Below are 17569 nucleotides of genomic sequence, written 5' to 3'. Positions count from 1 at the left end.
TTGCTAGGCCGAAAACATACAGTTTTTGGGGGTCCTATGCGCCGTTTTGTTCTGAAAGCCGCCTTCGCACTCGCCGTCCTGCCCGCCTTTCATCACGCCGCCGCCGCCCAAGGTACGCTGCGGATCGGCATGACCGCCTCCGACATCCCGCTGACCACGGGCCAGACCGACAATGGCGGCGAGGGCCAGCGTTTCATGGGCTATACGGTCTATGACGCGCTGATCAACTGGGACCTGTCGAGCGCGACCAAGCCCTCCGATCTCACGCCGGGGCTTGCTTTGAGCTGGGCGCTCGATCCCGCTGACCCCACCAAGACCAAATGGCTGTTCAAGCTGCGCCCGGATGTGAAATTCCATGACGGCTCGGCCTTCACCGCGGAATCCGTCGTCTGGAACCTCGACAAGCTCCTGAAGAACGACAGCCCTCAATTCGACCAGCGCCAGTCGGCGCAGGGGCGCTCACGCATTCCCGCTGTCGCCTCCTATCGCGCCGTCGATCTGCTGACGCTCGAGATCACGACGAAGTCGCCCGATGCGACGCTGCCCTATCAGATGGCGTGGATCCTGATGTCCTCGCAGGCCAATTGGGAGAAGCTCGGCAAGAGCTGGGAAGCCGTCGCCAAGACCCCGTCCGGCACCGGTCCCTGGAAGCTCACCGGCTTCGTGCCGCGCGAGCGCGCCGAACTCGTTCCCAATGCGGATTACTGGGACAAGGCGCGCGTTCCCAAGCTCGACAAGCTGATCCTGATCCCGCTGCCCGAGGCCAATGCCCGCGTCGCCGCGCTGCGCTCGGGGCAGGTCGACTGGATCGAGGCGCCGGCGCCCGATGCCGCGAAGTCGCTGACATCGGCCGGCTTCAAGATCGTCACCAACGCCTATCCGCATAACTGGACCTGGCATCTCTCGCGCGCCGAGGGCTCGCCCTGGAACGATATCCGCGTGCGCAAGGCCGCCAATCTCGCTGTCGACCGCGAGGGCATGAAGGAGCTGCTGGCGGGCATGATGATCCCGGCCGAAGGCTTCTACCCGCCCGGCCACCAATGGTTCGGCAAGCCGAGCTTCAAGCTGGAATACAAGCCCGACGAGGCCAGGAAGCTGCTGAAGGAGGCCGGTTACACGCCCGAGAAGCCTGTCGTCACCAAGGTCCTGATCTCGCCCTCCGGCTCGGGCCAGATGCAGCCGCTGCCGATGAACGAGGTCATCCAGCAGAACCTCGCCGAGGTCGGCATCAAGGTCGAGTTCGAGGTGGTCGAGTGGAACCAGCTCATCAACATCTGGCGCGCCGGCGCCAAGGATGCGAGCGCGCGCGGCGGCACGGCGATGAACTACACCTACTTCATCCAGGACCCCTTCACCGGGTTCATCCGTCATCTCCAGTGCAATCTGGCGCCGCCGGCCGGCACCAATTGGGGCCTCTATTGCGATCCCGAGATGGACAAGCTCTTCGACCAGGTCCGCACCACCTTCGATCCGAAGGAGCAGACCGCGATCCTGCAGAAAATCCACGAGAAATACGTCAACGAGGCGCTGTTCCTGATGGTCACGCATGACGTCAATCCGCGTGCCATGAGCGCCAAGGTGAAGGGCTTCGTGCAGGCCCAGAACTGGTTCCAGGACTTCTCGCCGATCACGATGGACAAGTGAGACCGCTGCCCTCGATGAAGAACTCCCGTCATTGCGAGCGTAGCGAAGCAATCCAGGGAGGCTCGCTCGACGGCTCCTGGATTGCTTCGCTTGCGCTCGCAATGACGGTGGTGTGCGCGCAGAAGGGCTGATCCATGCTGCGCTATGCCCTCCAGCGTCTGCTCTACGTGATGCCGGTGGCTTTCGGCGTCAGCATCGTCTGCTTCCTGCTGGTGCATCTGGCGCCGGGCGACCCGCTCACCGCGATCATGCCGATCGACGCCACGGCGGACCAGCAGGCCGAGATGCGCGCGGCTTATGGCTTCGACAGGCCCTTGCCGGTGCAATACGGCATCTGGCTCTGGAAGGTCTTCCACGGCGATCTCGGCAACTCGATCGCGTCGGGACGCCCTGTCGTCTCCGAGGTGGCGCGCGCGGTCGGGAATTCGCTGATCCTGGCTACGCTCGCCACGCTCATCGGCTTCGGCTTCGGCACCTTCTTCGGCTTCGTCGCCGGCTATTTTCGCGGCAGCGTTCTGGACCGGCTGGCTTCGCTGGTCTCGATCCTGGGCGTCAGCGTCCCGCATTACTGGCTGGGCATGGTGATGGTGATCGTCTTCTCGGCGATCCTCGGCTGGTTGCCATCGACGGGGGCGGGGCCTGGCGGCTCGACCGATTGGCGGCCCGATTTCGACCATCTGCGCTACATCATCCTGCCCGCGCTGACGATGTCGGCCATTCCCATGGGCATCATCTCGCGCACCGTGCGCGCGCTCGTCGCCGACATCCTCTCGCAGGATTTCGTGCAGGCCCTGCGGGCCAAGGGCATGGGTGAGTGGGACGTGTTCAAGCATGTCGTGCGCAATGCCGCCCCGACCGCGCTGGCGGTGATGGGCCTCCAGCTCGGCTATCTGCTCGGCGGCTCGATCCTGATCGAGACGGTGTTCGCCTGGCCCGGAACCGGCTTCCTGCTGAACACCGCGATCTTCCAGCGCGACCTGCCGCTGCTGCAGGGCACCATCCTCGTGCTCGCCTTCTTCTTCGTCGGCCTCAACCTGATCGTCGATGTCCTGCAATCGGCGCTCGATCCGCGCATCCAGCGAGGCTGACGGAAATGACCGCCATCGATGCAGGCTCGCTCGCCGTCGTCGTCCCCGTCAGGAGCGACGGCTATTGGACCAGCGTCGGCCGCCGCCTCATCCGCGATCCCGTCGCGATGGCCGCTCTCGCCGTCATCCTGATCATCGTGCTCGCCGCGATCTTCGCCCCCTATATCGCGCCTGCCGACCCGTTCCGGAGCTCGATCGTCCGGCGCCTGCGCCCCATCGGCACGCCCGGATACTGGCTCGGCTCGGACGAGCTCGGCCGCGACATGCTGAGCCGCCTGATCTATGGCGGGCGGCTCTCGCTGTTCATGGGCGTCACGCCGGTCATCCTCGCCTTTGTGGTCGGGTCGACCATCGGCATTTTCGCGGCCTATGTCGGCGGCTGGGTCAACACGGTGGTGATGCGCATCATCGACGTGTTCTTCGCCTTTCCCTCGGTGCTGCTCGCCATCGCGCTCTCGGGCGCGCTCGGCGCGGGCATCCTGAACTCCATCGTCTCGCTCACCGTGGTCTTCGTGCCGCAGATCGCGCGCATCGCCGAATCCGTGACGACCCAGACCCGCAACCGCGATTTCGTCGAGGCTGCCCGCATTTCCGGGGCGGGCACGTTGACGATCGTGCGGGTGCATGTGCTCGGCAACGTGCTCGGCCCGATCTTCGTCTACGCGACGAGCCTGATCAGCGTTTCGATGATCCTGTCCTCGGGCCTCTCCTTCCTTGGGCTCGGCGTGAAACCGCCCGAGCCGGAATGGGGGCTGATGCTGAACACGCTGCGCACGGCGATCTATTCGCAGCCGCTGATCGCGGCCCTGCCGGGCGCGATGATCTTCATCACCTCGATCTCCTTCAACCTGTTCTCGGACGGGTTGCGCACCGCCATGGAGGTGCGCCAGTGAGCGGGACCGCAGCAGAACTCGATCCGCGCGACCGCGGCGGCGCCGGCACGCCGCTTCTCGACGTGCGCGGGCTGGTCAAGCATTTCGGCGGAAAGGGCGGTTTCCTTGCCAAGAAGACCGGCGTGGTGCGGGCCGTCGACGGCGTCGATTTCTCCGTCGCCAAGGGCGAGACGCTCGGCATCGTCGGCGAATCCGGCTGCGGCAAATCGACGACGGCGCGGCTGGTGATGCAGATCATTGCGCCCGATGCCGGCGAGATCCTGTTCGACGGTGAGGCCGTGGGCTCGGCGGCGCTCGATCTCAAGGCTTTCCGCCGCCAGGTCCAGATGGTCTTTCAGGACAGCTACGCCTCGCTGAACCCGCGCCTGACGGTGGAGGATACGGTCGCCTTCGGCCCGCGCATCCATGGCGCCTCGGCAGCCTCCTCGATCGCGAAAGCCCACGATCTGCTCCACCGCGTCGGGCTGGAGCCACGCCGCTTTGCCGGGCGCTATCCCCACGAGATTTCCGGCGGCCAGCGCCAGCGCGTCAACATCGCCCGTGCGCTGTCGCTGGAGCCGCGCCTGCTGATCCTCGACGAGGCCGTCTCGGCGCTCGACAAATCCGTCGAGGCGCAGGTGCTGAACCTGCTGCTCGACCTGAAGCGCGATTTCGGCCTGACCTACATGTTCATCACCCACGACCTCAATGTCGTGCGCTTCATGTCCGACCGGATCATGGTGATGTATCTCGGCAAGGTCGCGGAGGTCGGCCCCTCCGATCCGATCTTCGAGAGGCCGGGGCACCCCTACACAGCCGCGCTGTTGTCCTCGATGCCGTCGATGGATCCCGACAACCTCACCCTGGAAGCGCCACTGACCGGCGATCCGCCAAACCCGATCGACCCGCCGAGCGGCTGTCGCTTCCACCCGCGCTGCAAGATGGTCTCGGCGATCTGCAGCCATGCCGAGCCGCCCCTGTCCGATGTCGGGGCCGAACATCTTGCCGCCTGCCATCTCGCCAACCCGAATTCGGGTCATCCGAGGCTCGCCGCAGTATGAGCAGCCCATCATCCTCAATCGTCGAGGCCAGAAACCTCACTGTCGATTTCGCGGCGGGGCGCGGCTCGTTGCGTGCCGTCTGCGGCGTCGACCTCTCGTTGAAGCCCGGCGAAACCGTCGCCCTGCTCGGCGAATCCGGCTCCGGCAAGAGCGTGACCCTGCGGGCGTTGATGCGGCTGCATCCGAACTCCGCCAAAATCGGTGGCGCGATCACGGTCGACGGTCAGGATGTGCTGGCCCTGTCACCGGCGCAATTGCGCGCCTATCGCGGGCGCATCGTCTCGATGATCTTCCAGGATCCGGGCCTCGCCTTCGATCCGGTCTACAGGATCGGCGATCAGATCGCCGAGACCGTCATGCGGCATGAGGGCTGTTCGCATGCGCAAGCACGCAAGCGCGGGCTCGAACTGTTCGAGCGCGTGCGCATTCCCTCGCCTGAGCGCCGGCTCGACAACTACCCGCACGAAATGTCGGGCGGCATGCGCCAGCGCGCCATGATCGCGCTCGCGCTCGCCTGCCGCCCGAAAGTGTTGCTGGCCGACGAGCCGACAACCGCGCTCGACGCCACCGTACAGATCCAGGTCCTGCTGCTGCTGCGCGAATTGCAGCGCGAATTCGGCCTCGCGATCGTCTTCGTCACCCACGACATCGGCGTCGCCGTCGAAATCGCCGATCGGATCGCGGTGATGTACGCCGGCCGCATCGTCGAGAGCGGTTCCTGCGCCTCGGTCATCCGCAACCCCTCGCATCCGTATACGCGCGGCCTGCTGGCGTCGCGGGCCCATGCCACCCTGGCCAAGGGCGAACGACTCTATGCCATTCCCGGCTCGCCGCCCGATCTTGCGGCCCCGCCGCCCGGCTGCGCCTTCGGCCCGCGCTGCGACAGGTTCATTGACGGTTGCGCGGCCGATGTGCCGGAAAACATCGCGATCGAGGCCGGTCACGAGGCACGCTGCTTCCGGCTGAGCGCGTTGGAGCACGGCAGCAACGCGGCATAGAACTCTGTTTCTTGATAGAGTTTGCCGTCCTGGCGCGAACCGCTGCGTCATCCTGGACAAGCGGCGAAGCCGCGCAGCTCCGGGATCCATCATAGAATTCGTCGACGTCCTAAGATGGATCCCGGCGCTCCGCTTCGCTGCGGCCAGGATGACGCGGCGGTTCCGGTTGAATCATCATGCTCTTGAAGCGTCAAAGCGGGTTTCTGAGCCGCGTCATCTGGTTTACCTTCATTCCAGAGTGAAATAACTTGGAAATGGAGGCGAAATGGCCAGACCCTCTGACGGCAGGAAAGATCAGGAGCTCATCAACATCCTGACGGCCAACGCCCGGATTCCCCTGGCGGAGATCGCCAAGACGCTCGGCGTATCCCGCGCGACCGTGCAGGGACGATTGACTCGCCTGGAAAGGGAAGGCGCGATCGTCGGCTATACGACAGTGCTCGGCAAGGATGATGCGCATAATACGGCGCTGTCGGCAATCATTCTGATCGAACTTGAGGTCAAGCAGCAGGGTAATGTTATCGCGTTGTTGCGTAAAAAATCAGAGATCATCCAGTGTTATACGCTGAATGGGCATTTTGATCTCTTCGTCAAAATAAAATGCGCCACATCTACGCATCTCGACGAGATCATCGACTGGATCGCCGAGATGGATGGCGTGCGTCGGACGACGTCCTCGATTCTTCTCGCGCGCAAGTTCGAAAGATGAGCAGGAATCGCGCAAAGCCGCCTTCGGAGATAGGCACCGCGCCGGATTTCTATGCATATTTGTCAGTTTTACTTCGAAATTACGCGTTAACCTACCAAAAGCACTAATACACCGCTTATGGCCGGCGATATGAATATTTATGTCGCGCTTATGCTCCGGGATAACAGAAAGGAACCAGGGAGCCGCCGGGATGATCGAGTGCAGCGAGAGACGGCGTGCTGTCGCCATGCTGCGCAAACCCGCGCGTCCTTGCATTGGCCAGGTGGCTGGCCGGTCGCCGCAGAGCACGACGCCCGACCCCTGTCTGGGCAATTGCCGCGAGGACCTACGCAAAGCGCCATTTACCTTCAGATCGGAGCGCAACGACGCCGCTTGTCGTCCTCAGGGGCGCCCGCCGGGACATCGGTCCCGCGCTTGCCGCCATAGGCTTTGCGCCGCACCGGGTGCGCCTGATCTAACCGCCTTCGCCAAACCTCCCCGCCTTCGCCAGATTGCCGGCCCGAGATCCGCCGGCCACGGCCTTCGCAGGGTCGCGATACGGCGGCCGCTCCTTTCCGCGCCGGCAGCTTCGGCTGGAGCCTCGCCCCTCAACGCCATCGGGCGGGGCAATCGCATGCCGCCGCCGCGTGACGCCTTCACAATCTACGGTCCAGGAGTACTGCAATGACCATCGAACACAAGCGTATCGCCGTCCTCGGCGCCGGCCAGATCGGGGCGATCATCGCCGGAATGCTGGCCGATCAGGGGCATCACGTTACCCTGGCCGACGCCTCGCAGGCGCAGCTGGCCCTCGCTGCCGGGCGCCACTTCGAAACCGAGATCGTCGATGCCTCCGATCTCGACCGGCTGCGCGTCTTCCTCGCGGACCGCGACATCGTCGTCAGCGCCTGCCCCTACTTCCTCAACAAGGGCATCGCGCGCATCGCGGTTGAAACCGGCACGCATTATTTCGATCTGACCGAGGATGTCGCGACGACCGCCTACATCAAGCAGATCGGTGCCGCCGCCAATGTGGCGCTGGTGCCGCAATGCGGCCTGGCGCCGGGCTTCATCTGCATTTTGGGCGCCGACATGGCGGCACGCTTCGATACGGTGAAGACGATCAAGATGCGGGTCGGTGCATTGCCGCTCTACCCGACCAACGCCTTGCGCTACAATGTCACCTGGTCGGTCGACGGCCTGATCAACGAATACTGCAATCCTTGCGAGATCGTCTTCGACGGCCAGCCCATTCTGGTGCCGGCGCTCGAAGGCATCGAGAGCGTCATGATCGACGGTGTCGCCTATGAGGCGTTCAACACCTCGGGCGGCCTTGGGACCCTGACCGAGACCCTGGCGGGGAAGGTGCGGGACATGAGCTACAAGACCTTGCGCTATCCCGGCCATGCCGAGATCATGAAGCTCCTGCTGCGCGGCCTCGAACTTGCAGACGACAAGGAGACCATGCGGCGCATTCTCAGCCGCTCGGCCCCCTTCACCCACAAGGACGTGGTCATCATCTTCGTCACCGGCATCGGCGAGAAGGCAGGCCGTCTTGAGGAGGACAGCATCGTGCTGCGCTATGACGGCAACGAGGCGCTGGGCGCCATCCAGCTGACGACGGCTGCCGGCTGCGTCGCCATGGTCGAGCTGTTCCTTGCCGGCAAGCTGCCCGCCAAGGGCTTCGTGCGTCAGGAAGATGCCGCGCTTGCCGATTTCCTCGCCACCAAGGCAGGCTCGCGCCTGACCAAGGAAAGCCGCGGCGCCGATGCGGCCCAGGCCGTTTATCTCCAGGACACTCGAAATGCCGCTTGATTGCTAAGGGCTTCCAATCGAGAAGGCAGGCGCGGCGTTTCACGCCATAAAAAATGACGAAGCACCGATAGAGGGGATTACCATGATATCGCGCAGAAACATTGCCACCGCCATCGGCGCCACCGCTGCCGGGCTTGCTGCTTCAGGCTTCGTCTCGTCCGCACAGGCCCAGACCGCCGCGCCGGGGACTGAGACCACCTTCGACCGCATCCGCCGCACCAAGAAGCTGCGGATCGGTGCGGTCGCGGGCGCCGCGCCCTATTACAACAAGGATATCGCCACCGGTAAGTGGGGCGGTTTCTACATCGACCTGTCGAAGGCGCTGGCCGACGAACTCGAGGTCGAGCTCGAGATCACCGAGACGACCTGGGGCAATTCCGTGCTCGACCTGCAATCGGGCAAGACCGACATCTTCTTCGGCCTGAACCCGACGCCCAAGCGCGCTCTGGTGATCGATTTCTCGGTGCCGGTCTTCAACAATGCCTTCACGATGATCACCAAGAAGGGCCTGGGCAAGAAGACCTGGGACGACTTCAACAACCCCGACGTCAAGATCACCGTCGATGCCGGCTCCTCGCAGGATCAGGTCGCGACGCGCCTGTGCCCGAAGGCGCAGATCCTGCGCTTCAAGGCCGTCGACGAGGCCGCCACGGCGGTGATGACCGGCCGCGCCGACGCGCAGTGCATCGTGATGATGCTGTCGCTGACGATGCTGAAGAAGAACCCCGCGCTCGGCGAGCTCGTCGTTCCCACCCCGGTCTTCGCCACCACCTCCAATGCCGGCTTCCGCCGCGAGGCCGACAAGACCTGGCGCGACTACGTCAACACCTGGCTCGAGTTCAACCGTGGACTGGGACTGATCCGCAGCGTCATCATCAAGAACATGGAATCGGTCGGCGTGACCGAGGCCGACATGCCGGCCGGCGTCCAGCTCTGAGGTTCGCGCCGGCGCCATCGGCAGACGCTGACGGCGCCGGCTGACGTTCCCCGGCAAGCCGCTTCGTCATCCCGGGCTTGACTCGGGATCCATCGGAGGGCCGACACTTTGACGAGTTTGGCTCTACGATGGATCCCGGATCTCCGCTTCGCTGCGTCCGGGATGACGGTGTGGTTCCCCGCAAAGCCGATGACGCGCCGTCGGGTCGTCGTGGCGTAGCCTTCGGGCATTTCGTGGACCTCGCCTCATGTATCAATGGGATTTCGCTTTCCTCTGGAGCTATCGCTGGCTGTTCCTGAACGGACTTGGGGTCACGGTCGGCTTCACCGTCGCCATCGTCGCGCTCGGTCTTGTCGTCGGCCTTGCCGGCGCGCTCGCCAAGCTGTCGAGCTTCGCCCCGCTGCGCTGGCTCTCTCTGGCCTATGTCGAGGTTTTCCGCTGCACGCCCGTACTGGTGCAGCTGGTCTGGTTCTACTATGCGCTGCCGATCCTGAGCGGCATCGAAATATCCGCGATCACGGCCTCCATGCTGGCCCTGTCGCTCTATGGCGGCTCGTTTTATGCCGAGATCATCCGGGGCGGCATCGTCTCGATCGACCCCGGCCAGACGGAAGCCGGCGCAGCGCTCGGCATGACGCCGTTCCAGACGATGCGGCGCATCATCCTGCCGCAGGCGCTGAAGCGCATGATCCCGCCGCTGATGAACCAGTCGATCATCCAGTTCAAGAACACTTCGCTGGTCTCGGTGCTGGCGGTGCCCGATCTGCTCTATCAGGGGCAGATCGCCGCCCATGACAGCTATCGCCCGCTCGAGGTCTATTCGGCCGTGGCGGTCGCCTATTTCGTGCTTCTCTTCCCGCTGACCATCATCGTGCGGCAGGGCGAGAAGAAGCTGTCCACCAGCGATTGAGGCCGGCGATGAACCCGCAACCCAAAATCGAGATCGCCGCGCTGCGCAAGCAGTTCGGACAGCTCGTGGTCCTCAAGGACATCAATCTGACGGTCGAGCAGGGCAGCGTCGTCGCGCTGATCGGCCCGTCCGGCTCCGGCAAGTCGACCCTGCTGCGTTGCATCAACCTGCTCGTCACGCCCAATGGCGGGAGCGTGCGGGTGGGAGGCGACAGTTTCGTCTTCGGCACCGGCGCGAAGCTGCCGGGCACGCGCGAGCTTGCCCGCTTCCGCGCCAATACCGGCATGGTCTTCCAGCACTTCAACCTGTTCCCGCATATGACGGCGCTCGGCAACGTCATGGAGGGGCCGGTCACGGTCCGCGGAAAGTCCAAGCGCGAGGCGCGCGAGCTCGCTTTGACGCTGCTGGCGAAGGTCGGCCTCTCCGACAAGGTCGACGAATACCCAAGCCGGCTCTCGGGCGGCCAGAAGCAGCGCGTCGCGATTGCCCGCGCGCTTGCCATGGAGCCCGACGTCATGCTGTTCGACGAGGCGACCTCGGCGCTCGACCCGGAGCTCGTCGGCGAGGTGCTGAGCGTCATGCAGAAGCTCGCCTCGGAGGGGATGACGATGGTGATCGTCACCCATGAGATCGCCTTCGCTCGCGAGGTCGCCGACCGCGTCATCTTCATGCGCGACGGTCTTGTCATCGAGGAAGGCCCCGCCCGTCAGGTGATAGACGCACCGCGCGAGGCGGCGACGCAAGCCTTCCTCAGCCACTTCCACAGGGGCGGGGCGGCGACGCCTCCGGCCGAAACGGCGCTCTGATGGCCAGCTTGCATCGCGTCTATCTGGTCACCGGTGCGGCCAGCGGAATCGGCCGCGCCACGGCTCGGCATCTTGCTGCGCCTGGCATCGGCCTCATGCTGCATACCCGCGCCAATCAGGCGGGGCTCGACGAGGTCGCGGCCTATGCGAGGGCGCAGGGCGCGGAGGTCGCGACCTGTCTTGGCGATCTCGCGGAGGAGGGGCTGGCGGCGCGCTGCGTGGCTCTTGCAACCGAGGCGTTCGGTCGTCTCGACGCGCTGATTCCGGTGGCCGGCGCTGCCTATCGCGGCGGCGCGATGGCGCTGTCGACAGCCGATTTTCGCCGGGTGCTGGATGAATCCGTCATCGCCTTCACCAGCCTCGTCCAGGCGGCGCGTCCCTGGCTGAAGGCGGGGCAGGATGCGCGCATCGTCGCGATATCCTCCTTCACCGCCCATGCCTTCCGCTCTGATCTCGATCCCTTCGCGGCGACCGGCGCCAGCCGCGCCGCGCTGGAGGCGCTTGTCAGGCTGATGTCACGCGAGCTCGCAGTCGATGGCATCACCGTCAACGCGGTCGCGCCCGGCCTGATCCGCAAGGATGAGGGCAGGGGCAGCAAGCTCGCGCCCGAGGCGATCGCCCGCACGGAGGCAATCATCCCGCTCGGGCGGCGTGGCCTGCCCGACGAGGTTGCCGCGGTCATCGCCTTCCTGGCTTCGCCGGCGGCATCCTACGTCACAGGCCAGATCTGGCACGTCAATGGAGGGCTCCTATGAGCCAGGTGGTCATGAACCAAGCCGTCATGAACCAGGCAGTCGTCGAGCGGATCAGGCTCTTCTTCATCGAGAGCCCGATCAAGATGGCGCGGCTGCAGGGCGTCGGCAACGTCAAGGGCACCGTCAAGCGCGTTCTCGTCGAGCTTACAGCCAGCGACGGCGTGGTCGGCTGGGGCGAAGCCGCGCCCTGGGAGGTCTTCACCGGCACTGCGGAGGGAGCGCTCGCCGCGATCGACGTCTATCTGCGGCCCGTCCTGATGGGGCGTCCGGTCAAGCGCATCCGCGAAACCATGGCCCTGCTCGACCGCGCGCTGGTCGGCCATGCCGAGGCCAAGGTCGCCATCGAGATGGCGCTGCTCGACATTGTCGGAAAGGCCGCGAACCTCTCGGTCGCCGACCTGCTCGGCGGCCGCGTCCGCGATACGATCCCGCTCTCCTTCTCGATCGCCGATCCCGATTTCGCCGCCGATCTCGACCGGATGCGCGCCATGGTCCCGGCCGGCAACGTGATCTACAAGGTCAAGACCGGCGTGAAGCCGCATAAGGAGGATCTCGCCCATTTGGAGGCGATGCGCTCCGAATTCGGCGATACGATCGATCTCAGGCTCGACTACAATCAGGCGCTCGAACCCTTCGGCGCCATCAAGATTCTGCGCGATGTCGACCAGTTCGCGCCGACCTTCATCGAGCAGCCGGTTCCCCGGCACAATCTCGATGCGATGGCTTCCTTCGTCGCGGCGCTCGATACGCCCATCCTGGCCGATGAAAGCTGTTTCGACGCCCGCGATCTCGTGGAGATCATCCGCCTGAAGGCGGCCAATGCGATCTCGGTCAAGCTGATGAAGGCCGGTGGCCTGCTGAAGGCGCAGGGCATCATGGCCATCGCCGACACGGCAGGCCTGCCCGGCTATGGCGGGACGCTGTGGGAGGGCGGCATCGGCCTTGCCGCCGGGACACAGCTGATCGCCGCGACGCCAGGCATTTCGCTGGGCTGCGAGTTCTACATGCCCCATCACGTCCTGACCGAGGATGTGCTGGAGGAGCGCGTCGCCAACCGCAACGGCCATGTCGTGGTGCCCGAGGGGCCGGGCCTCGGCATCCGCGTCACCGAGCAGTCCGTGCGGGCCAATGCGCGCGTGCTGGCGGAGCGCTGATCGCGCAGCCCCGAGCAGAAAGAAATATCGTCGATGTCACTGCATGTGGTGGTCGTCGGGGCGGGCATCGTCGGTGCCGCGACCGCGCTGGAATTGCTGAAGGACGGACATCGCGTCACCATCCTCGATCCCGGCCCGCCGGGTGGTTCGCAGGCGGCAAGCTTTGGCAATGCCGCCTGGCTCAGCCCGGCCTCGATCATCCCGATGTCGATGCCGGGATTGTGGAAGAAGGTGCCGGGCTATCTGCTCGACCCCGGAAGCCCGCTGACGATCCATTGGCGCATGCTGCCGCGCCTCGCGCCCTGGCTGATCCGCTTCCTGCTCGCTGGGGCAACCGTTGCGAAGGTCGAGCGGACGGCGCGCATCCTGTCCTCGCTGCTGCATGACGCGCCCGCGCGCCATGTCGCGCTGGCGGCCGAGATCGGCCAGCCCGATCTCATCCGGCGGGAGGGGCTACTCTACGCTTATCCGGATCGTTCGGATTTCGAGGCCGAAGCGCTGTCTTGGCGGCTGCGCCGCGACAATGGCGTGCGCTGGCTCGAACTCGATGCTGCCGAATTGGCCCGCCGCGAGCCGTCGTTGGCGCCGCGCTATGCGTTCGGCGTGCTCGTGCAGGAGGGCGGCCATTGCGTCGATCCCGGCGGCTATGTCGCCGCGCTTGTCGACCATGCAGTGAGCAGGGGCGCAGTGCTGACGCAGGCCAGCGCGACGGGTTTCGCGGTCAGCCAGGGCCGGTTGAGCGGCGTGCTCACGGATGCGGGCCGGATCGATTGCGACCGGGCCGTCGTCGCGGCCGGCATCCGCTCGAAGGCACTCGCGAAGCTCGCCGGCGATGCCGTGCCGCTCGAAAGCGAGCGCGGTTACCACGTCGTCATTGCCGACCCCGCTGCAGCGCCGACAACGCCGATCATGCCGAGCGACGGCAAGATGGGAAACACCCTGACCCGGCACGGCCTGCGCGCCGCCGGTCAGGTCGAACTGGCGAGCATGGATGCCCCGCCCGATTGGCGCCGCGCGGACATCCTGCTGCGACAAGCCCTCTCGACCTATCCGGGATCGGGTCCCGTGTCGGACGAGACGAAGATATCGCGCTGGATGGGGCACCGGCCCTCGACGCCGGACGGGCTGCCTGTGATCGCGCCGTCCTCGGCCTCGCCAGACATCGTCTACGCCTTCGGGCACGGCCATGTCGGACTGGCGACGGGACCATGCAGCGGTCGCCTCGCAGCCGATCTGGTCGGTGGCCTGAAGTCTGCGATCGATCTGACACCCTTCGCCGCGAAGCGCTTCTGAGCGACGGATCGCCCCGACTGCGCGGCAGCGCGCAGTCGGCACGATGTTCGCATGCGCCGGGCTCCGCGGTTTGCGGTAACGTGAACGCGAGATCGCCGGCCGCCGCCAATGCAGAGCATGACGCAGAGCATCAAAATCCTCATCGTCGATGCCAATCCGGTTCGCGCCGCGATCATCGAGGAAGGATTGCGCGAGGCCGGTTCGCACGAGATCGTCAGGGTCGGTGGCACAAATGGGCTCGTCGCGGCGATCGAATTGCATGATCCCGACGTCGTCGTCATCGACCTCGAAGACCCCAGCCGCGATGCGCTTGCCGACATGTTCCTGGTCAGCCGCCATGTCCGGCGGCCGATCACCATGTTCGTCGACCAGTCGGATTCGGCCTCGATCGAGGCCGCCGTGGAGGCCGGCGTCTCCGCCTATATCGTCGATGGCCTGAAGAAGGAGCGCATGCAGGCGATCCTGCAGACCTGCATCAGCCGCTTCAACGCCTTCCGCAAACTGCGCGAGGAACTCGACGAGGCCCGCTCGCAGTTGGAGGAGCGCAAGCTGATCGACCGCGCCAAGGGCATCGTCATGCGCATGAAGAACCTGCCCGAGGAGGAGGCCTACGCCCTGCTGCGGCGCACGGCCATGAACGAGAAGCGCAAGCTCGTCGACATCGCACGTTCCATCATCACAGCCGCCGAGGTGCTGAAATGACCCTGCACCTGCGTGTCGGCTTCATGCCGCTGGTCGACTGTGCGCTCGTCATCCTCGCCAAGGACGAGGGTTTCGCGGAAGCCGAAGGCCTCAATCTCGAACTCGTCCGCGAGGTCTCCTGGTCCAACCTGCGCGACAAGCTCAATGTCCGGCTGCTCGATGCCGCCCATATGCTGGGGCCTGCGGCGGTTGCAGCCACGCTGGGGATCGGCGGCGTCAAGGCGCCGATGGCGGTGCCGATCGCGCTCAATCTCGATGGCAGCGCGATCACCATATCCTTGCGCCGCTTCGAGGAGATGGCGCGGCTGGCCGATGGCGATATGGCCGATCCGGCGGTGTCGGCGCGGGCTCTTGCCGCCATGATCGCGCGCCGCAAGGCGTCGGGCTTGCCGCCGCTGACTTTTGCCGCCGTCTTCGGCTTCTCCAGCCACACCTATCTGCTCTGCGAGTGGATGGCCGAGGCCGGGTTGAAGCTCGGCGAGGATGTCCGCTTCGAGATCGTGCCGCCGCCGCAGACTGTCGAGGCCCTGACCAGCGGTCGGGTCGACGGTTTCTGCGCCGGTGCGCCCTGGAATGCGGCTGCCGTCGCGGCCGGGATCGGTGCGATGGTCCTGTGCGGTGTCGATCTGCGCCGCAATTGTCCCGACAAGGTCCTCGCCTGGCGCGCCGACGATGCGGAGCGTCGCGCCGCCGCGGTCTCGAAACTCAACGCTGCGATCCTGCGCGCGAGCGACTGGGCCTGCCGGCCCGAAAACCGCGACCGCCTCGCCATGCATCTCTCGAAGCCGGACCGCCTCGCTCTGCCCCAGGACATTCTCGAACCGGTGCTGCACGGGGAGCTGCGCCAGGGAGCCGGCCGGCCGCCCCGCCAGATCGAGCGCTTCATCCGGTTCGACCGCGAGGCCTTGCGGCCCGATCCCGATCACGCGCATTGGATTCTCGCAGGCATGGAGCAGGCGGGCCAGATCGTCCGCAGCCCGGAGATGACCGAGCAGGCCCGGGCGATTTTTCGTCCTGCCCTATTCGAAGGCAGCTGACGCCGCTGCTGTGTCGTTGCATGTTTTTTGCGCAACTGCAGTAGAATTGTGCGGCGCAACAAAGCCCGCCTTGCGACGGCTGACGGAATTGAGGCACGTCTAAGCTATTGCAATTCAAAGGACCGGCAGGGTTTCAGCCAGTTGGCACGGTCCTTGTAAGAAATTCCGTGACGCGGCCAAGGCTGCCCGCGCCCTTTTCAGATCGAGACGCACAGCAACGCCGCTGTCGAACGTGCCTTTCCGAGGTGCTTTCGCGCGGCGTTTTTCGTTCCGGCGCAGACGCATTTCACCCCAACGCGAGTCCACCCGAGAGGCGATCGATGACCGAGACAGTCGAGACCAAGGCGAGGAAGACCGCCACCAGCCGCCGCCAGCTCATCCAGCTGTCGGGCGCGGCGGCGCTGCTGAGCGCTGCCAGGCTGGCTCTGCCGTCAGGTGCCTTCGCGCAATCCGCCGGTCCCGAGGTCAAGGGCACGCGGCTCGGCTATATCGCGCTGACCGACGCCGCCCCGCTCGTCATCGCCAAGGAGAAAGGCCTCTTCGCCAAATACGGCCTGCCCGACATGGACATCGCCAAACAGGCCTCCTGGGGCGCGACGCGCGACAACATGGCGCTCGGCTTCAAGGCCAACGGCATCGATGGCGGTCACATCCTGCGGCCCAAGACGCATCTCTACTCCACCGGCAAGGTCATGCAGAACGGCCAGCCGCTGCCGATGTACACGCTGCTCAACCTGAACCAGGACGGCCAGGCGATCTCGGTCTCCAACGAATACAAGGACCTGAACGTCCAGAAGGACGCCTCACCGCTGAAGCAGGCCTTCGAGCGCAAGAAGGCAGCCGGCAAGGAGCTCACGGCCGCGATGACCTTTCCGGGCGGCACGCACGATCTCTGGATCCGCTACTGGCTCGCCGCTGGCGGCATCGACCCCGACAGCGACATCAAGGTCATCGTCGTGCCGCCGCCGCAGATGGTGGCGAATATGAAGGTCGGCACGATGGACTGCTTCTGCGTCGGCGAACCCTGGAACGAGCAGCTCGTCAACCAGAACATCGGCTACACCGCCCTGACCACCGGCGAACTCTGGTTCAAGCATCCCGAGAAGATCCTGGGCATGCGCGCCGATTTCGTCGACGCCAACCCCAGGGCGACGCAAGCCATCCTGATGGCGGTGATGGAAGCCCAGATGTGGGCCGACAAGATGGAGAACCGCCAGGAACTCTCCGAGATTGTCGGCAAGCGGCAATGGTTCAACGTCCCCGTCACCGACATCAACAAGCGCCTGCAGGGCGACATCAACTACGGCAATGGCCGCGAGGCCAAGGGCACCAACCTCTACATGAAGTTCTGGGGCGAGGGCGGCGAGGTCTCCCATCCCTTCAAGAGCCATGACAGCTGGTTCGTCACCGAGAACATCCGCTGGGGCAAGTTCGAGCCGACGATCGACATCAAGGCTCTCGTCGACAAGACCAACCGTGCCGATCTCTGGCGCGAGGCCGCAAGGACGCTGGGCGTCGCGGGCGCCCCGACCAGCGATTCACGCGGCGTCGAGACCTTCTTCGACGGCGCGAAATTCGATCCCGCCGCGCCGCTGGATTACCTGAAGGCGCTCAAGATCAAGCGGATCGCTTGAGGATGACACATCGCACCCTCAGCCCTCATCCTGAGGAGCGCTCCGCAGGAGTGCGTCTCGAAGGAGATTCCAGCGCGCTCTGGACCCTCCTTCGAGACGCCGCTGCGCGGCTCGTCGGGATGAGGGCTGAGGGTGTTTTTCGCTTCGCAATGTCGGCACTGCCCCCCACCTCAAC

General features: G+C 65.3%; 16 protein-coding genes. All 16 read left to right on the top strand.

Going from position 1 to position 17569, the window contains the following annotated elements:
• Nucleotides 1–36: 36 nt before the first annotated feature.
• The 16 genes from C4S73_RS22160 (at nucleotide 37) to C4S73_RS22085 (ending at nucleotide 17394) form a co-directional block, all read left to right on the top strand.
• Nucleotides 37–1644, top strand: a complete 1608-nt coding sequence (locus tag C4S73_RS22160; RefSeq protein ID WP_103874768.1) for an ABC transporter substrate-binding protein — start codon at nucleotides 37–39, stop codon at nucleotides 1642–1644.
• A gap of 134 nt (nucleotides 1645–1778) precedes the next feature.
• Nucleotides 1779–2732, top strand: a complete 954-nt coding sequence (locus C4S73_RS22155) for an ABC transporter permease (protein ID WP_103874767.1) — start codon at nucleotides 1779–1781, stop codon at nucleotides 2730–2732.
• Between the two features lie 5 nt (nucleotides 2733–2737).
• Entirely contained in the window at nucleotides 2738–3625 is an 888-nt protein-coding gene (locus tag C4S73_RS22150; RefSeq protein WP_103874766.1) for an ABC transporter permease, read from the top strand.
• Nucleotides 3622–4665: an ABC transporter ATP-binding protein gene (locus C4S73_RS22145; RefSeq protein WP_103874765.1), complete on the top strand. Its 1044-nt coding sequence runs from the start codon at nucleotides 3622–3624 to the stop codon at nucleotides 4663–4665. The genes C4S73_RS22150 and C4S73_RS22145 overlap by 4 nt, the downstream gene beginning before the upstream one ends.
• The gene (locus C4S73_RS22140; protein WP_103874763.1) at nucleotides 4662–5663 is read left to right on the top strand and encodes an ABC transporter ATP-binding protein; all 1002 of its coding nucleotides are present in this window, start codon (nucleotides 4662–4664) and stop codon (nucleotides 5661–5663) included. The genes C4S73_RS22145 and C4S73_RS22140 overlap by 4 nt, the downstream gene beginning before the upstream one ends.
• Nucleotides 5664–5928: 265 nt before the next feature.
• Nucleotides 5929–6372, top strand: coding sequence for an Lrp/AsnC family transcriptional regulator (locus C4S73_RS22135; RefSeq protein ID WP_103874761.1), 444 nt, complete (start codon nucleotides 5929–5931; stop codon nucleotides 6370–6372).
• Nucleotides 6373–7035: 663 nt separating this feature from the next.
• Nucleotides 7036–8166: a saccharopine dehydrogenase family protein gene (locus C4S73_RS22130; protein WP_103874760.1), complete on the top strand. Its 1131-nt coding sequence runs from the start codon at nucleotides 7036–7038 to the stop codon at nucleotides 8164–8166.
• Between the two features lie 82 nt (nucleotides 8167–8248).
• Entirely contained in the window at nucleotides 8249–9103 is an 855-nt protein-coding gene (locus C4S73_RS22125) for a transporter substrate-binding domain-containing protein (protein WP_103874758.1), read from the top strand.
• Nucleotides 9104–9350: 247 nt separating this feature from the next.
• Nucleotides 9351–10013 (top strand): amino acid ABC transporter permease, encoded by a 663-nt coding sequence (locus C4S73_RS22120; protein WP_103874756.1) that lies wholly within the window; start codon nucleotides 9351–9353, stop codon nucleotides 10011–10013.
• 8 nt (nucleotides 10014–10021) lie between these two features.
• Nucleotides 10022–10819, top strand: coding sequence for an amino acid ABC transporter ATP-binding protein (locus C4S73_RS22115; RefSeq protein WP_103874754.1), 798 nt, complete (start codon nucleotides 10022–10024; stop codon nucleotides 10817–10819).
• Nucleotides 10819–11574 (top strand): SDR family NAD(P)-dependent oxidoreductase, encoded by a 756-nt coding sequence (locus tag C4S73_RS22110; RefSeq protein WP_103874752.1) that lies wholly within the window; start codon nucleotides 10819–10821, stop codon nucleotides 11572–11574. The genes C4S73_RS22115 and C4S73_RS22110 overlap by 1 nt, the downstream gene beginning before the upstream one ends.
• Nucleotides 11575–11600: 26 nt before the next feature.
• A complete protein-coding gene (locus tag C4S73_RS22105; protein WP_103874867.1) occupies nucleotides 11601–12728 on the top strand; it encodes an enolase C-terminal domain-like protein in 1128 nt (375 codons plus the stop codon).
• A gap of 33 nt (nucleotides 12729–12761) precedes the next feature.
• Nucleotides 12762–14021 carry an NAD(P)/FAD-dependent oxidoreductase gene (locus tag C4S73_RS22100; RefSeq protein ID WP_103874750.1) on the top strand — a complete coding sequence of 420 codons (1260 nt, stop codon included), beginning with the start codon at nucleotides 12762–12764 and terminating at the stop codon, nucleotides 14019–14021.
• 117 nt (nucleotides 14022–14138) lie between these two features.
• Complete coding sequence (locus C4S73_RS22095; protein WP_103874866.1) at nucleotides 14139–14723, top strand: ANTAR domain-containing response regulator; 585 nt, start codon at nucleotides 14139–14141, stop codon at nucleotides 14721–14723.
• A complete protein-coding gene (locus tag C4S73_RS22090) occupies nucleotides 14720–15760 on the top strand; it encodes a CmpA/NrtA family ABC transporter substrate-binding protein (RefSeq protein ID WP_103874748.1) in 1041 nt (346 codons plus the stop codon). The genes C4S73_RS22095 and C4S73_RS22090 overlap by 4 nt, the downstream gene beginning before the upstream one ends.
• A 320-nt stretch (nucleotides 15761–16080) precedes the next feature.
• Nucleotides 16081–17394, top strand: a complete 1314-nt coding sequence (locus C4S73_RS22085) for a CmpA/NrtA family ABC transporter substrate-binding protein (protein ID WP_103874746.1) — start codon at nucleotides 16081–16083, stop codon at nucleotides 17392–17394.
• Nucleotides 17395–17569 lie beyond the last annotated feature (175 nt).

Origin of the sequence: Allobosea lathyri, assembly GCF_900108245.1 — a bacterium.
In the GTDB taxonomy this organism is placed as follows: Bacteria; Pseudomonadota; Alphaproteobacteria; order Rhizobiales; family Beijerinckiaceae; genus Allobosea; species Allobosea lathyri.
This window is presented reverse-complemented; position numbering and strand designations above follow the sequence as displayed.

Coding starts and splice junctions, on each gene's coding strand:
- C4S73_RS22160 (WP_103874768.1), top strand. CDS start 37: ATGCGCCGTTTTGTTCTGAAAGCCGCCTTCGCACTCGCCGTCCTGCCC.
- C4S73_RS22155 (WP_103874767.1), top strand. CDS start 1,779: ATGCTGCGCTATGCCCTCCAGCGTCTGCTCTACGTGATGCCGGTGGCT.
- C4S73_RS22150 (WP_103874766.1), top strand. CDS start 2,738: ATGACCGCCATCGATGCAGGCTCGCTCGCCGTCGTCGTCCCCGTCAGG.
- C4S73_RS22140 (WP_103874763.1), top strand. CDS start 4,662: ATGAGCAGCCCATCATCCTCAATCGTCGAGGCCAGAAACCTCACTGTC.
- C4S73_RS22135 (WP_103874761.1), top strand. CDS start 5,929: ATGGCCAGACCCTCTGACGGCAGGAAAGATCAGGAGCTCATCAACATC.
- C4S73_RS22130 (WP_103874760.1), top strand. CDS start 7,036: ATGACCATCGAACACAAGCGTATCGCCGTCCTCGGCGCCGGCCAGATC.
- C4S73_RS22125 (WP_103874758.1), top strand. CDS start 8,249: ATGATATCGCGCAGAAACATTGCCACCGCCATCGGCGCCACCGCTGCC.
- C4S73_RS22120 (WP_103874756.1), top strand. CDS start 9,351: ATGTATCAATGGGATTTCGCTTTCCTCTGGAGCTATCGCTGGCTGTTC.
- C4S73_RS22115 (WP_103874754.1), top strand. CDS start 10,022: ATGAACCCGCAACCCAAAATCGAGATCGCCGCGCTGCGCAAGCAGTTC.
- C4S73_RS22110 (WP_103874752.1), top strand. CDS start 10,819: ATGGCCAGCTTGCATCGCGTCTATCTGGTCACCGGTGCGGCCAGCGGA.
- C4S73_RS22105 (WP_103874867.1), top strand. CDS start 11,601: ATGAACCAGGCAGTCGTCGAGCGGATCAGGCTCTTCTTCATCGAGAGC.
- C4S73_RS22100 (WP_103874750.1), top strand. CDS start 12,762: ATGTCACTGCATGTGGTGGTCGTCGGGGCGGGCATCGTCGGTGCCGCG.
- C4S73_RS22095 (WP_103874866.1), top strand. CDS start 14,139: ATGACGCAGAGCATCAAAATCCTCATCGTCGATGCCAATCCGGTTCGC.
- C4S73_RS22090 (WP_103874748.1), top strand. CDS start 14,720: ATGACCCTGCACCTGCGTGTCGGCTTCATGCCGCTGGTCGACTGTGCG.
- C4S73_RS22085 (WP_103874746.1), top strand. CDS start 16,081: ATGACCGAGACAGTCGAGACCAAGGCGAGGAAGACCGCCACCAGCCGC.